The following is a 15,504-nucleotide window of genomic DNA, read 5'->3' on the forward strand; positions in this document are numbered from 1 at the left end:
TTCAGGCCGCCACGCTGGCGGTGAACAGGTAACCGGCGCCGTGAATGGTGATGATCAACTGGGGTTCGGCCGGATCGTCATGCAACTTGCGGCGCAGGCGCCCGACCAGCACGTCGATGGAGCGGTCGTTGGGCACCCATTCGCGGTTGCGGATCTGGTCCATCAATTGATCGCGGCTGAGGGTGTGGCCGCTGTTGCGCAGGAACACGCTGAGCAACTGGTATTCGCCGTGGGTCAGCAGGGTTTCGCTGCCGGACGGATCGATCAGGCGACGGCGGTCGGTGTCCAGCGCCCAGTCGGCAAACTGCTTGACCGGTTTTGCCGCCGCGATGGCGGGCGCTGGCGTTTGCGCATGACGTACCCGGCGAATCAGGTTTTTCGCCCGGGAAACCAGCTCCCTTGGATTGAGGGGTTTGATCACGTAGTCATCGGCGCCGCATTCGAGGCCGACGATGCGGTCGATTTCATCGTTGCGCCCGGTGATCAGGATGATCCCGACCTCCGAACGTACTCGCAACTCGCGGGTCAGGGTCAGGCCGTCCTTGCCCGGCAGACGGATGTCGAGCATCACCAGGTCGACGGTCTGGCTAGCGAGGAAGGTTTCCGCCAGTTCCGCCGTGGCGGCGCAATGGACGTCGTAACCTTCCTGGGACAGGTAGGCGTGTAGCAGATCGCGAATCAGCGGATCGTCATCGACGATCAATACCCGAGGAGTCATCGCTTGGTGTCCGGCATAGGCCCGAAGGCCAGTTTCTTATTAGAGTGTTTTCCTGCGTCGGCGCCAGAGAGTATCGATTGCTGAACGACTGATCAACAGTCGCTCGTCTGCACGCAGAAGCGCTGTCGTCCGCCGGCCTGCAAACCATCGACCCAGGCCTCGCAAATCTGGATGCCCTGCTCCGGGGTGAAGGTGCCGGGGTTCAGCCCGGACTCCAGCCACAAGCCGTCGAGCAAGGCGCTGAGGCTGATGGCGGCGAGGTCGGCGTCGAAGCTTTCCCAGCCCTCCTCCTGAGCCAGTTCCGCCAGCACCTTGCGCAGGATGCCGCGATACTCGCCATAGGAATGATCGTGGGCCTGGTTGATGGCCTCGGCGGTTTTCACCGCGCCCCAGAACGCCAGCCACGCATCGATCAGTTGCGGATCGAGCAGCTCGGCGGAGAACGATCCGCGGAAAAACGCCGACAAGCGTTCCCGGGCATTCGGCGCGGCTTGCTCCATGGCGTCACGCAGCAAGGTCATGACCCGCCCGGTGATCGCCATGTAAGCCTCGGCCACCAGTTCATCCTTGCCGGAATAGTGATGGCTGATCAGCCCCACCGAGACCCCGGCCTCGGCGGAAATCTTGCGGATCGACGCGCCCTGGAAGCCATGACGCTTGAGGCACACCAGCGTCGCCTCGATCAGGTTGGCTTTGCGCAACTCCGGTTCCATGCGGGAAAAACGGGCTTCCTGATTCATGGGCGACACGCTCCTTGGTTCAATCGTTTAGGCCCGCGCGGGGTAGCGGCGGGCTGAACGAATGTACAGCAAGAGCGGGCAGTTTCTCTAGTCGGGTGTAAGCCAGGGGGACCGTGGCGCGCCCATCGCGAGCAAGCTCGCTCCCACAGTGGTTTGCCCTGTGGGAGCGAGCTTGCTCGCGATGGCGTCAGTCCATACAACACAGGATCTGGATCAGTCGCGGTAACCCGGCGCCACTCGATCCAGCATTCTCAACAACGCAGCCCAGGCCAGTTGCATGGCATCCGGGTCAGCCAGCTCACCCTCCTCCAACGGCCGCCCCGGATCATTGAACTGCCGCTCGGTATGCGCGCAGACCTCGTCAGACGGCAGTACGACTTCACCGGCGGCCTGGGCGGCCAACTGGATTTCACAGGCCTTTTCCAGGTAGTACATGCGCAGGAACGCCTGGCTCACCGTCTCACCGACGGTCAGCAAACCATGGTTGCGCAGCATCAGTACCGATTTGTCGCCCAGGTCCGCCACCAGCCTTTTTTGCTCGCTCAAATCCAGCGCCACGCCCTCATAGTCGTGGTAGGCAACACGGCCGTAGAACTCCATGGAAATCTGGTTCACCGGCAACAGCCCGCACTTCAACGCCGCCACCGCGCAACCGGATTTGGTGTGGGTGTGCAACACACATTGCGCATCTTCGCGGGCGCCATGAATAGCGCTGTGGATCACGAAGCCAGCCGGATTGACCGGGTACGGCGACGGTTCCACAGCGTGACCATCAAGGTCGATCTTCACCAGATTGGACGCGGTTATTTCATCGAACATCAGCCCGTAAGGGTTGATCAGAAAGTGATGCTCCGGCCCCGGAATGCGCACCGAGATGTGGGTGAAGATCAAATCGGTCATGCGAAAGTGCGCAATCAAGCGGTAACAGGCCGCCAGTTCCTCACGCAGGCGCTGCTCGGTGGCGCTGCGTTCGGGTGCCAGGTGGGTGGCGATGTTGTTCATTTTTGTGGTTCTCCAGGCTGATCGGCTGGGGCAGACAGTAAGGCTGGACGCTCGGACACGTCCAGCCATCGGCAGTTATTTGCTGGCCCAGGCGTTGAAGCGCTCTTCGAGCTCTTCGCCATGATCGACCCAGAAACCGACGTTCATCGACAGTGCGCCCTTGAGGTTCTGCGGCGCAGTGGGCACCCATTGCGCCAGTTTGTCGTCCAGCCGTGCGGCGGCCTGGGTGTTGGTCGGGCCATATGGGATCTGTTGCACGTAGTTGACCTGGGCGTCCGGTTGATTGGCGAAGGCAATGAATCGCTTGGCCTGATCCACATGCTTGGACCCTTTGATGATCGCCCAGTAATCCATGCCGTACAGGCTGCCGGGCCAGACCAGACCCAGGTGGCTGCCTTTCTGCGCGGCGTCGGCGATGCGCCCGCTGTAGGTCGAGGTCATTACCACATCGCCGGCGGTCAGCCATTGCGGCGGTTGCGCGCCCGCCTCCCACCACTGGATGTAAGGCTTGAGTTCAGTGAGTTTGGCGAATGCCCGGTCCACACCCTGCGGGGTGCTGAGTACCTTGTAGACGTCTTCGGTCTTGACCCCGTCCGCCAGCAAGGCGAATTCCAGGTTGTACACCGCGCGTTTACGCAGCCCACGCTTGCCGGGGGTTTTCTTCACGTCCCAAAAGTCTGCCCACGAGGTCGGGGGCTGGGCCAGTTTGTCGGTGTCGTAGGCAATGGCCACGCTCCACACCAGCGCAGCGGAGCCGCATTCCTGTGCCGCTTCGGGGATCAACTGGTCGGCATGGCCCAGACGGGTCCAGTCCAGGCGCTCGTACATGCCTTCCTCGCAACCGCGCATCAGGTCCGGGCCTTCGATCTGCACTACGTCCCAGTCGACGTTGCCGGTATCGACCATCACTTTGATTTTGGCCATTTCGCCGTTGTATTCGCTCTGGATCACTTTGCTTTGATCCACGGCGGCGAAGGGTTGAAAGAACGCCACGTCCTGGGCTTTTTGTCCGGCTCCGCCGTATCCGACCACCACCATGTCCGATGCTGCCTGAGCGCTGCCCAGGCCCATGGCCACGGACAACACCAAGGGATAAAAACCGTGCTTGAGCGTGTGCGATTTCATCAGTGGTTCCTCTTGCAGGTGCCACGGGACCCAAGGCCCGCGCAGCCCTTTTTTATTGTTGTGAGGTTTGGCCCTGGAGCGGGCTCGAGACGAAACTACTGCAAGGCATAGTAAAAAAACAAGTTGATTTTTTACTGAAGGTAAATTTCTATAGATAAAAATAATAACACCGAAAACCTTATGCCTCTGTAGGAGCGAGCTTGCTCGCGATGGACCTGAGGGCGACGCGTTCATCCAGACAACACGCGTTATCGTTAACGTCCATCGCGAGCAAGCTCGCTCCTACAGAGGTAGCCTGCCAGGAGTACCCGCACCATGCCGACCTCTGCACCCGCCTTCGCGCACCTGTTCGAACCCCTGGAGATCCGTGGCAAGCGCCTGAAGAACCGCATCATGTCCAGTGGTCACGACACGTCGATGCCCACCGACAACCTGGTCAATGAGCAATTGATCGCCTATCACCGGGCGCGGGCCGAAGGCGGAGCCGGGCTGATCGTGCTGCAAGTGGCCGGGGTGCATGACAGTGCGCGCTACACCTCCCACGTGCTGATGGCCACCGACGATGCGTGCATCGAGGGCTACCGCAAACTGGCGCAAACCTGCCATGCCCACGGCACCCTGGTGTTGTCCCAGGTGTTCCATCCGGGGCGGGAGATCATGGAGTCCAGCGATGGCCTGCTGGCGGTGGCCTATTCCGCATCGTCGGTGCCCAACGAACGTTTCCGGGTGATGCCCCGCGCGCTGGACCAGGCAATGATCGACGAGATCGTCGCCGGTTATGCCGCTGCCGCCCGCCGCCTGCATCAGGCAGGCATTGATGGCGTCGAGGTCGTGGCCAGCCACGGTTACCTGCCGGCACAGTTCATCAATCCGCGGGTCAACCGGCGTACCGATGGCTACAACGGTGAGCTGGACCAGCGTTTGCGTTTTCTGCGCGAGGTCATCGCCGCCGTGCGCGCGGCGACCGACGAGCAGTTCATAATCGGCCTGCGCATTTCCGCCGACGAGCGCGACCCGGAAGGCCTGACCGAGGACGAATCCCTGGCCGCCGTGCAGTCACTGCAAGCGCAGCTCGATTACGTGCATATCGTCGCCGGCACCTCGGCTTCCCTTGGCGGCGCGGTACATATCGTGCCGCCCATGGCGATCGAAGCCGCGTACCTGGCCAGGGAAGCCGGAACGTTCAAGGCCAGTTTGAACATTCCGTTGTTCGTCACCGGGCGCATCAACCAACCCCAGGAAGCCGAACTGATTCTGGCTCGTGGCCAAGCCGATGTGTGCGGCATGACCCGGGCACTGATCTGCGATCCGCAAATGCCCAACAAGACCGACACCGGCCGCGTCGAAGACGTGCGGGCGTGCATTGCCTGCAATCAGGCGTGCATCGGCCACTTCCACAAGGGCTTGCCGATTTCCTGTATCCAGCACCCGGAAACCGGACGCGAACTGATCTTCGGCGAACGGCGACAAGCGCCACAGCGCAAACGCATCATGATCGCCGGCGGTGGCCCGGCCGGGATGAAAGCCGCCACCGTCGCGGCCCAGCGCGGGCATGAGGTGACGTTGTACGAAGCCAATTCGCAACTGGGCGGTCAGGTGTTGCTCGCGCAATTGCTGCCACGGCGCAGCGAATTCGGCGGTGCCAGCACCAACCTGCAGCGGGAAATGGAACTGGCCGGCGTGCGCGTAGTGCGCAATACCCGAGTCGACCGGGCACTGGTGGAGCAGGAAAAACCGGACATGGTGATCGTCGCTACCGGTGCCGAGCCCTACTGGCCGCCCTTCGAGCGCGGTGGTGAGTTGCAGGTGGTGGACGCCTGGCAGGTATTGCGCGATGAAGTAAAGATTGGTCGCTCCGTGGTGGTCGTGGACTGGCGCTGCGACTGGATCGGCCCCGGCATCGCCGAACGCCTGGTTCGCGCCGGGCATCAGGTGCAACTCGCGGTCAATGGCACCCATTGCGGGGAAAACCTGCCGCTGTACGTGCGCGATCAACTGGCCGGCGAGCTGCATAAACTGGGGGTGCCGATCACGCCATATGCGCGGTTGTATGGCTGCGATGACAACACGGTTTACCTGCAACACACCGCCAGTGGCGAACCGATGCTGATGGAGAACATCGACACGCTGGTGCTGTGCCAGGGGCATCAGCCGGTCGATACCCTGGGCGCGGAGTTGCAAGGGCTGGTGGAGTTTCGCCGGATCGGTGACTGCCTGGCGCCGCGCACCGCCGAAGAAGCAATTTATGAAGGCCTTAAAGTCGCGTGGGAGCTTTAAGGCTGTTTATACTCCGGGGCTTAGACGGCTAACACCAACCCTGTAGGAGCGAGCTCTGCTCGCGATGAACCCGAGAACACCGCTGGGTATCAGGCTTCCAGCGTTATCGTTGGTGACCATCGCGAGCAGAGCTCGCTCCTACGGGGATTTGCGCCACTCCTCCCGGTTCGGATTTGACCATGAGCAACAGCAGCACCACACAGCCCGCACCCGGCAACGCCGAACCGCACTTTCTCGGCACGCGCATTCGCGGCCTGCGCAAGCGTCGGGGCATGACCCTGACGGAACTGGCGCAACAGAGCGAACTCACCGCTGGCTACATCAGCCAGCTGGAACGCAACCTCGCCTACCCGTCGATTCCGGCGCTGTTCAACATTGCCCGCAGCCTCGGCGTCACCATCCAGTGGTTCTTCGCCAGTGAAGCGGTCACCGCGCCCGAAGACGATGGCATCGTGGTGCGCAAGAACAGCCGCCTGAACGTGCATTACGAAGACGGCATCGTCGACCAGTTGCTGACACCGCAAGCCAACCGCCAACTGGAAATGCTCCACTCGCGTTTCCCGCCCGGCACCTACAGCCAGCAAAGCTACAGCCACGACGGTGAAGAAGCCGGCTACTTGCTCTCGGGGAGTTTCGAGTTGTGGGTGGGCGAGCGCCATTTCCAGCTCAATGAAGGCGACAGCTTCAGCTTTTCCAGCCAGGAACCGCACCGCTATGGCAACCCTGGCGATGTCGATGCGGTGGTGATCTGGGTGATTACACCGCCGACGTTCTAACGTCGGCCGCGACCAGGGGACGGCGTGACACTCGCACGCTTGAGGGTGTCGCTCGGCAATTCCTTGAACAGCGCACGATAGCTGCTGGAAAACCGCCCCAGATGCCAGAACGACCAATGCATCGCCACTTCAGCCACGGTGGTTTGCGTCGGCGTGCGACTCAGCAATTCGCGGTGGGCACTGTTGAGTCGGCGCAGGCGCAGCCACTGGGTCGGCGACATGCCGGTGTAGGTCTTGAACGCATGCTGCAACTGACGCAGTGAAAACCCCGCGATCTGGGACAATTCCAGCAGATTGAGATGTTCTTCCGGGGTGTCCGCGGCCCATTCCCCTACCCGTTTCATGATCGAACGCTCCCCGGCCCGACGCTGCAAGGCGCCCTGGTCGAGGCCGACACACGCGTTGTCGAGGATGAACAGGCAATCTTCCAGCAGTTGCTGGGTCAGCGCTTCGCGGCTCGGTGGATCGAAGGTCTGCGACAGCCGCGTCAAGGTTCCGCTGAGCCAACGGCAAAACAGCGCGTTCTGCTGGGCGTTGAGCGGTGCCATGAACAACCCTTCAAGCCTGGCGATGTCCAGGCGGTGGCGCTTTACAAACTCCGGCCCGAACACCACGGCGATTTCCTGGTAGTTCTCCGGGGTGATCCAGATGTTGCGGCTTTCGCCATTCAACACGTACAGCGCGTTGTCACCGCGATCGAAACAGAACGATAACGAACCCTGGGGCGCGCTGAAATTCTGCTCGACCCGGGTGTTCATCGACTCTTCGTAAATCTCCACGCCCTGCAGATCCAGATAACGCACCCTACCCGCGAAGTGCCCCGGCGACATCTGCTGGTATTGCTGCACCCAACCCGGCGTGGCGCGGATTTGCTCGGCGACATCGGCGGTGTTGAACGCTTGGACCTGGAGGGAACTGGAACCTGTCATGGGGCGACCTTACGCACTCTTTTGGTGCGTTTTATGCTGCTTAAAGTGGATAGATGGAACCGCAAGGCTCGCACAAGATAGTCGTCAACGCGCTACAGGGGAAGTGTCTGGCGGATGAAACCGGTCTCCCCTGGCGTTAATAAAACCAATAACGAGGTCTTTATGAATGTCCCTTTCGATCAGCTGTTCACTTGGCTGAAAGATCACAAGATTACCGAAGTCGAGTGCGTCGTCAGCGATCTGACCGGCATTGCACGCGGCAAAATTGCACCGACCAACAAGTTCCTGCATGAGCGAGGCATGCGCCTGCCGGAAAGTGTCCTTTTGCAAACGGTAACCGGGGACTTTGTCGACGACGACATCTACTACGACCTGCTCGACCCGGCCGATATCGACATGGTCTGCAAGCCGGACGCCGACGCCGTCTACGTGGTGCCATGGGCCATCGAGCCGACCGCCATCGTGATCCACGACACCTTCGACAAGTTCGGTAACCCGATCGAACTGTCGCCGCGCAATGTGCTGAAGAAAGTCCTGCAGTTGTACACCGATAAAGGCTGGCGGCCGATTGTCGCGCCGGAAATGGAGTTCTACCTGACCCAGCGCTGCGAAGACCCGGACCTGCCGCTCAAGGCGCCGATGGGCCGTTCGGGGCGTGCCGAAAGCGGTCGTCAGTCGTTCTCCATCGACGCGGCCAACGAATTCGACCCGCTGTTCGAAGACGTCTACGACTGGTGCGAACTGCAAGGTCTGGACCTCGACACGCTGATCCACGAAGACGGCCCGGCGCAGATGGAAATCAACTTCCGTCATGGCAATGCCCTGGACCTGGCCGACCAGATCACCGTGTTCAAGCGCACCATGCGTGAAGCGGCGCTCAAGCACAACGTGGCGGCAACCTTCATGGCCAAGCCGGTTGGCGATGAACCTGGCAGCGCCATGCACCTTCACCAGAGCGTGGTGGACATTGCCACCGGCCAGCCGATCTTCGCCGATGCCGATGGCAACATGAGCGAACTGTTCCTGCATCACATTGGCGGCCTGCAGAAGTACATCCCGAAAGTGCTGCCGATGTTCGCGCCGAACGTCAACTCCTTCCGCCGCTTCCTGCCGGACACCTCGGCACCGGTGAACGTCGAGTGGGGCGAAGAAAACCGCACCGTCGGCCTGCGCGTGCCGACCTCCAGCCCCGACGCCATGCGCGTCGAGAACCGTCTGCCGGGCGCTGACGCCAACCCGTACCTGGCCATCGCCGCCAGCCTGCTGTGTGGTTACCTGGGCATGGTCGAACGCATCGAGCCAAGCGCTGCAGTACAGGGCCGCGCCTATGAGCGTCGCAACCTGCGCCTGCCGATCACCATCGAGGACGCCCTGACCCAGATGGAAGAGTGCGACACCATTGGCCGTTACCTGGGCAGCAAGTTCGTGCGGGGCTATGTCGCGGTCAAACGCGCCGAGCACGAGAACTTCAAACGGGTGATCAGCTCCTGGGAGCGTGAGTTCCTGATGCTCAGCGTCTGAGATCTTCACTGTCCGTAACGGCCTCATCGCGAGCAAGCTCGCTCCCACATTTGAAATGCGCTCCCCTGTGGGAGCGAGCTTGCTCGCGATGAGGGCCGCCAGAACACCAAAGAAACATCGATATAACCCAATAATTCCAAGAGGTATCGACATGCGTCTTTTGAAATCCATGGTCCCGGTCGCGCTGGCAGCACTGTTCAGTGCCGGTGCCCAGGCTCAGCCACAGGTCAGCGTCTACAACTGGACCGACTACATCGGCGAAACCACCCTCGCCGACTTTCAGGCCAAGACCGGGATCAAGGTGATCTACGACGTATTCGATTCCAACGAAACCCTGGAAGGCAAACTGCTTGCCGGTCGTACCGGGTATGACGTGGTGGTGCCGTCCAACCACTTCCTCGCCCGCCAGGTGAAGGCCGGCGCGTTCCTCAAGCTCGATCGCGAGCAACTGCCAAATTTCAAGAACCTCGACCCGAAATTGCTGGCGCTGCTGGAGAAAAACGATCCGGGCAACGCACACTCGGTGCCGTACCTGTGGGGCACCAACGGCATCGGCTATAACGTCGACAAGGTCAAGGCTGTGCTGGGCATCGACAAGATCGACTCCTGGGCCGTGCTGTTCGAACCGGAGAACATCAAGAAGCTCAGCGCCTGCGGCGTGTCGATGATGGACTCGGCGGACGAAGTGTTCCCGGCGATGCTCAACTACATGGGCATGGACCCGCGCAGCGAAAACCCCGAGGACTTCAAGAAGGCCGAAGCCAAGCTGCTGAGCATTCGCCCCTACATCACCTACTTCCATTCCTCCAAGTACGTCTCGGACCTGGCCAACGGCGACATCTGCGTGGCGTTCGGATACTCGGGTGATGTGTTCCAGGCCGCCAACCGCGCCAAGGAAGCCGGCAACGGCGTGAACATCGCCTACGCCATTCCCAAGGAAGGCGCCAACCTGTGGTTCGACCTGCTGGCCATCCCCGCCGACGCCAGCAACCCGAAGGAAGCTCATGCCTTCATCAACTACCTGCTGGACCCGCAAGTGATCGCCAAGGTCAGTGAGTCGGTCGGCTACGCCAACCCGAACCCGGCCGCCAAGCAGTACATGGACCCTGAGCTGGTCAGCAACCCCGAGGTTTATCCGTCCCAGGAAGTCCTCGACAAACTCTACATCTCTACCACGCCGCCGCAGTCGATCATGCGCCTGATGACCCGTTCGTGGAGCAAAGTGAAGTCCAACAAATGAATCAGTACACCAAGGAACACACCCACTCCTATTACGCAGCGTCCGCCAAGGGCATGAGGCAGCGCCCCGCGCTGGCCTCGGACCTGGTGGCCGATGTCTGCGTGGTCGGCGCGGGTTTCACCGGCATCAACACCGCCATCGAGCTGGCCCAGCGTGGGCTCTCGGTGGTCCTGCTGGAGGCCCGACGGATCGGCTGGGGCGCCAGCGGGCGCAACGGCGGCCAGTTGATTCGTGGTATCGGCCATGACGTCAGCGGTTTCGCCAAGCACATCGGCGCCGATGGCGTGCAATACCTGGAACACGCTGGGAACGAGTCGGTGCAAGTCGTGGCCAATCGCATCCGCGAGCGCGGCATCGATTGCGACCTGAGTTGGGGCTTCTGCGAACTGGCCAATACCCCGGCCCAGTTCAAGGCGCTCAAGGCCGAGCAGGGGCAACTGATTGAATCCGGCTACGCCTTTGAAACCCGACTGGTGGCGCCAGAACAAATCCGTGAACAGGTGGTGAACTCCGGTGTGTACGCCGGCGGCCTGGTGGACATGGGCTCTGGGCATTTGCATCCGCTGAACCTGGTCCTTGGCGAAGCGCAAGTTGCCGAGTCCCTTGGGGTGCGGATTTTCGAGCAGAGCCCGGTGCTGGAGTTGATCCATGGCAGCACGGTGCAAGTGCGCTGCGCCGGTGGCACTGTGAGTGCAGGCACGTTGGTGCTTGCTTGCAATGCCCATCTGGAAGAGCTCGAACCGAAGCTCAGCGGCAAAGTACTCCCGGCAGGCAGCTACATCATCGCCACCGAACCCTTATCGCAAGAGGCCGCTGCAAAACTGATCCCGCACAACGTCGCGCTGTGCGACCAGAAGGTCGGCCTGGATTACTACCGGCTCTCGGCTGACCGGCGCTTGTTGTTCGGTGGTGCCTGCCATTACTCCGGGCGCGATCCTTCGGACATCACCGCCTACATGCGCCCGCAGATGCTCAAGGTGTTCCCGCAACTGGCCGATGTGCGCATCGACTATCAGTGGGGCGGCAAGATCGGCATCTCGGCCAACCGTTTCCCCCAGGTCGGGCGCCTGAGCCAGCACCCGAACGTGTTCTACGCCCAGGGCTACTCAGGCCATGGCCTGAACGTTACCCACTGGTGCGCGAAGTTGTTGGGCGAAGCGATCCATGCCGGCCACAGCAAAGGCTTCGACGTGTTCAGCGCCGTGCCGCACATGACCTTCCCCGGCGGACGCGCCCTGCGTTCACCCTTGCTGGCCCTTGGCATGTTCTGGTATCGGATGCGGGAAATGCTGGGCTGACGTAGTCCCGCCGGGCGCCTGCTAACCACTGTGGGAGCGAGCTTGCTCGCGATAGCGACCTGAAATCCAATGATTGGGTTGTCTGGCACACCGCTATCGCGAGCAAGCTCGCTCCCACACTGTTTACGTATTCCCTCTTCTACCATCCCCTTGTTTCGACTTTCGATTTGCTCAATTGCGAGTCACTTCTATATTGAGGGAGTGCTCTGAACTTCCTGCCTTCTGTCGAGCTTGACCCATGGCAACTACTGATCAGCTGATCATCTGCGAGCACTGCGACAGCGTGTACCAAAAAGTGACGCTCGCCAAACATCAAAAAACCCTGTGTACACGCTGCGGCGGCGTGCTTCAGCGCTATAACGGCCTCACTGTGGAGCAGCGTCTTGCGTTGACCTTCACCGCGTTGATGCTCTGGATATTCGCCAATTTCTATCCGGTAATGAGCATCAACCTCAAAGGCGTGAAGAACAGCGCAACGCTCTGGGACTCGGTGCTGGCCCTGAGCCTGGGGCCTATCACCTTCATCGCCATGGTGGCGGCAATCGCCATGATCATCGCGCCGATTTTCCAGTTGCTGCTGCTGATCTGGGTGCTGGGCTTTGCACTCGGCGGGCGACGCTCGCCCGGATTCAAATTCTGCATGCGCTGGCTGGAAACCCTCAGGCCCTGGAGCATGCTCGAAGTCTGCCTGCTGGGCGCCATGGTCGCGGTGATCAAGCTCGCCGGACTGCTCGATGTGCTGCCCGGCATAGGGTTGTTTGCCCTGGCGGCGCTGAGCCTGATGATGATTCGCATCGCCGGGCGCGACATTCGCGAACTATGGGACATTGTATGAGCACGCCTCCTTACGCCGACGAGCTCAACCTGTGCCTGTGCCACACCTGCGGCCTGGCCTGCGACATGACTTGCGAGCCCCACGAATGCGAGCGTTGCGGTGCACCGCTGCACCGGCGCAAAGCCAATTCTCTGGCCCGCACCTGGGCCTACATGATCGCGGCCCTGGTGTTCTACATCCCGGCCAACCTGTTGCCGGTGATGAACACCGAGATGGTCGGCAACGGCGCCGACAGCACGATCATGAGCGGCGTGCTGGAGTTCTGGGAAGCCGGGGCCTGGGATATCGCCCTGATCATATTCATTGCCAGTATCGCGGTGCCGGGAATCAAGTTCGTCGCCATCACATTGCTGCTGGTCACCGTGCAACGCGACAGCGAGTGGGCACGCAAGGAGCGGTCGACGCTGTACCGCTTCGTCGAAGTCATCGGTTACTGGTCGATGCTCGATGTGATCGTGGTCGCCCTGGTGGCCTCGCTGGTGAAATTCCAGGCCCTGGCCGACATCGAACCGCGCCCGGGCATTCTGTTCTTTGGTCTGGTAGTGGTGTTCACCATGCTTTCGGCAATGAGTTTCGATCCCCGCATGATCTGGGATAAAGAACGGGAAAACCCACACAATGAGGAGGTCACTGATGAAGTCACAAGCCACTGACGGGCCACAAGCCCCCGGGCAGGCGCCGATCAAGACCCGCCGTTTCAGCGTTTCGCTGGTCTGGATCGTCCCGATCGTCGCGGTGCTGGTGGGTATTTCGCTGGTGGTCCACAGCATTTTGCAGCAAGGCCCGACCATCGTTGTCACGTTCAAGACCGGTAACGGCCTGACCGCGAACAAGACCGAGGTCAAATACCGCAATGTCGTGATTGGTCATGTCTCCGATGTGGAGCTCAGCAGTGACCAGAAAAGCGTCAACGCCACCATCAAACTGGAAAAGCAGGCCGAAAGCTTTACCCGCGAAGATTCGCAGTTCTGGGTCGTGCGGCCGCGCATTGGCGCGGGCGGTGTGTCGGGGATCGATACGCTGCTGTCGGGCGATTACATCGGGGCCGATATCGGCCAGGCCAACGGCCGGGCAAAAAACTTCATCGGACTGGAGAATCCGCCACCCATCACCTACGGCGAACCGGGCAAGCGTTTTACTCTGTTCACCCAGGACCTGGGGTCGCTGGACATCGGCTCTCCGGTCTACTACCGCAAGATCCCCGTGGGCCAAGTGGTGGCCTACGCGCTGGACCCGGATGGCAAGGGCGTGAACATTGAACTGTTCATCCATGCACCCAATGACAAGTACGTCACCGAAAACACCCGTTTCTGGAACGCAAGCGGCATTGACGTGAACGTCGGCGCCAATGGCTTTGCGGTCAAGACCGAGTCGCTGTCTTCCTTGCTGGTGGGCGGCATTGCCTTCCGCGCGCCCGACTACAGCCCCAACGACAAGCCGGCTGCCGCAGAGTACGCCTACGAATTGTTCGAGGACCAACAAACCGCCCTGGCCCCGCCGAACGGCAAGCCGCAATACCTGGCCATGCGCTTCGACCAGGCACTGCGCGGGCTCAAGGTCGATGCCCCGGTGGAGTTCCTCGGTGTGGAAATCGGCAAGGTAGTGGCGGTCAATCTGGATTACGACGAGAAAAAGCGCTCTTTCCCGGTCAACGTCGGTATCGTGATCTACCCGCAGCGCCTGGGCCAGGCCCATGTCAAAATGCTCAAGGCGCTCAATCATGACCCTGATAACGAAGCCGCTGGCGTACGCTTGATCGGTACCTTTATCGAAAACGGCCTGCGTGCCCAGGCCCGCACCGGCAACTTCCTGACCGGCCAGTTGTACATTGCCCTGGACTTCTACCCCAAGACCGACAAGGTCGCCTTCGATGTAAACGCACGCCCGGTCATGATTCCGACCATTCCCGGCAGCCTCGAGCAATTGCAGGAAAAACTCGAATCCATGGTCGACAAGATCAACAAACTGCCGATCGAGCGTATTGCCGGCAATCTCGATGGCAATCTCGTCGAGCTGCGCAAAGGCATGATGCAATTCAACGGAAAGATCTTGCCTGGCGTGCAAACCACTTTGTCGGATGTCAGCAAGACGCTGGAAACGGCCAATTCGACCCTGCAGTCGGCCAGTTCGACCTTAGCCGAGGATTCGCCGCAACGGGAAAAACTGGGGCTAACCCTGGATGAACTGGGACGCACGTCGAGATCCTTGCGTGATCTTTCGGATTACCTGGGACGGCATCCGGAATCGCTGCTTCGCGGTCGTCCGAATAATGCCGCCCCCATGGATCTGCAAGGGCCACCGCGCAATTGAACACAGGAGCAACACCCATGGCTTTACCGCTGAAGTTCACCCTGGTCACCGCGATGTTGCTGCTCGCCGCCTGCCGCAGTGACCCGATTCAATTCCATACCCTGACCCCGGCCCAGGAGGGCAATCACTCAAGGACCACCGTCGGCGTGATCCAGATCGAGTCGATCAGCGTGCCGCCCCAGGTCGATCGTGCGCAGATCGTCATTCGCGAGGGCAACAGTGGCCTGGCGATCCTGGAAACCCAATGGTGGGGCGCGACCCTGTTGGACGAACTGCGCAGTGCGTTGGTCGATCAACTGAACAACAGTCCTGTACAAGGCCGACACTCGGTGCGGGTCGATGTGCAGCGTTTCGACTCGGTGCCCGGCCAGTACGCCTTGATGGACGTGGAATGGCGCCTGCGCAGCGCCAGCACCGGCGACACGGCACGGTTGATTTGCCGCAGCACCCTGCAAACGCCCTCGGGTGCGAGCATCGATGACCTGGTGCTTGCCCAGCAAAACAACGTCAAACGCCTGGCCGCGCTGATCAGCCAGGCTGCCGTCAGACCACAGGCAACCTGCCCTGCGCCCTGAATGTATTCATCCCCAGGATTAACGGCGACAAGTTCGCCGTTAATCCGTCCTTCCTGTTTCCTGCTGTCATTCCCCGCGACAGGCGGCCCGCAGCAACTGGCAACGTCAAATACGCCGAGGCACACGACAAAAAGGCAGCCGGGGCAGCGTCATATTCT

General features: G+C 60.9%; 14 protein-coding genes. 9 read left to right on the top strand and 5 right to left on the bottom strand.

All coding sequences use genetic code 11. The features are described 5' to 3' along the window. Window position 1: 1 nt before the first annotated feature. The 4 genes from AC1RS8_RS06695 to AC1RS8_RS06710 form a co-directional block, all read right to left on the bottom strand. Complete coding sequence (locus tag AC1RS8_RS06695) at window positions 2–718, bottom strand: response regulator (RefSeq protein WP_057714926.1); 717 nt, start codon at window positions 716–718, stop codon at window positions 2–4. Between the two features lie 92 nt (window positions 719–810). After that, window positions 811–1,458: a TetR family transcriptional regulator C-terminal domain-containing protein gene (locus AC1RS8_RS06700; RefSeq protein ID WP_090455090.1), complete on the bottom strand. Its 648-nt coding sequence runs from the start codon at window positions 1,456–1,458 to the stop codon at window positions 811–813. 213 nt (window positions 1,459–1,671) lie between these two features. Continuing rightward, entirely contained in the window at window positions 1,672–2,460 is a 789-nt protein-coding gene (locus tag AC1RS8_RS06705; RefSeq protein ID WP_489340558.1) for a class II aldolase/adducin family protein, read from the bottom strand. 75 nt (window positions 2,461–2,535) lie between these two features. Then, entirely contained in the window at window positions 2,536–3,585 is a 1,050-nt protein-coding gene (locus AC1RS8_RS06710; protein WP_489340557.1) for an ABC transporter substrate-binding protein, read from the bottom strand. Between the two features lie 315 nt (window positions 3,586–3,900). On the opposite strand from AC1RS8_RS06710, the gene AC1RS8_RS06715 reads away from it, so the two are divergent. Both AC1RS8_RS06715 and AC1RS8_RS06720 read left to right on the top strand, forming a co-directional pair. Then, window positions 3,901–5,862, top strand: coding sequence for an oxidoreductase (locus tag AC1RS8_RS06715; protein WP_489340556.1), 1,962 nt, complete (start codon window positions 3,901–3,903; stop codon window positions 5,860–5,862). 179 nt (window positions 5,863–6,041) lie between these two features. Then, on the top strand, window positions 6,042–6,638 hold the full coding sequence (locus AC1RS8_RS06720) for a cupin domain-containing protein (RefSeq protein ID WP_090455087.1): 597 nt from the start codon (window positions 6,042–6,044) through the stop codon (window positions 6,636–6,638). Here AC1RS8_RS06720 and AC1RS8_RS06725 read toward each other — a convergent pair. Beyond that, a complete protein-coding gene (locus AC1RS8_RS06725; RefSeq protein WP_489340555.1) occupies window positions 6,635–7,567 on the bottom strand; it encodes a helix-turn-helix domain-containing protein in 933 nt (310 codons plus the stop codon). The genes AC1RS8_RS06720 and AC1RS8_RS06725 overlap by 4 nt on opposite strands. Before the next feature lie 162 nt (window positions 7,568–7,729). Between AC1RS8_RS06725 and AC1RS8_RS06730 the strand changes: the two genes are divergently transcribed. The 7 genes from AC1RS8_RS06730 to AC1RS8_RS06760 all read left to right on the top strand — a co-directional run bounded on the left by AC1RS8_RS06730 (window position 7,730) and on the right by AC1RS8_RS06760 (window position 15,346). Beyond that, a complete protein-coding gene (locus tag AC1RS8_RS06730; RefSeq protein WP_150813217.1) occupies window positions 7,730–9,088 on the top strand; it encodes a glutamine synthetase family protein in 1,359 nt (452 codons plus the stop codon). A 151-nt stretch (window positions 9,089–9,239) separates the two neighbouring features. Then, on the top strand, window positions 9,240–10,328 hold the full coding sequence (locus AC1RS8_RS06735; RefSeq protein WP_489340554.1) for a polyamine ABC transporter substrate-binding protein: 1,089 nt from the start codon (window positions 9,240–9,242) through the stop codon (window positions 10,326–10,328). Beyond that, entirely contained in the window at window positions 10,325–11,626 is a 1,302-nt protein-coding gene (locus tag AC1RS8_RS06740) for an NAD(P)/FAD-dependent oxidoreductase (protein WP_489340553.1), read from the top strand. The genes AC1RS8_RS06735 and AC1RS8_RS06740 overlap by 4 nt, the downstream gene beginning before the upstream one ends. A 238-nt stretch (window positions 11,627–11,864) precedes the next feature. Beyond that, window positions 11,865–12,461, top strand: coding sequence for a paraquat-inducible protein A (locus AC1RS8_RS06745; protein ID WP_057714935.1), 597 nt, complete (start codon window positions 11,865–11,867; stop codon window positions 12,459–12,461). After that, window positions 12,458–13,114, top strand: a complete 657-nt coding sequence (locus tag AC1RS8_RS06750) for a paraquat-inducible protein A (RefSeq protein ID WP_090455084.1) — start codon at window positions 12,458–12,460, stop codon at window positions 13,112–13,114. The genes AC1RS8_RS06745 and AC1RS8_RS06750 overlap by 4 nt, the downstream gene beginning before the upstream one ends. Next, complete coding sequence (locus AC1RS8_RS06755; protein ID WP_223502228.1) at window positions 13,095–14,771, top strand: PqiB family protein; 1,677 nt, start codon at window positions 13,095–13,097, stop codon at window positions 14,769–14,771. The genes AC1RS8_RS06750 and AC1RS8_RS06755 overlap by 20 nt, the downstream gene beginning before the upstream one ends. Window positions 14,772–14,788: 17 nt before the next feature. Next, a complete protein-coding gene (locus AC1RS8_RS06760) occupies window positions 14,789–15,346 on the top strand; it encodes a PqiC family protein (protein WP_489340552.1) in 558 nt (185 codons plus the stop codon). Window positions 15,347–15,504: the final 158 nt, after the last annotated feature.

Source organism: Pseudomonas sp. GW821-FHT12A04, assembly GCF_058807755.1.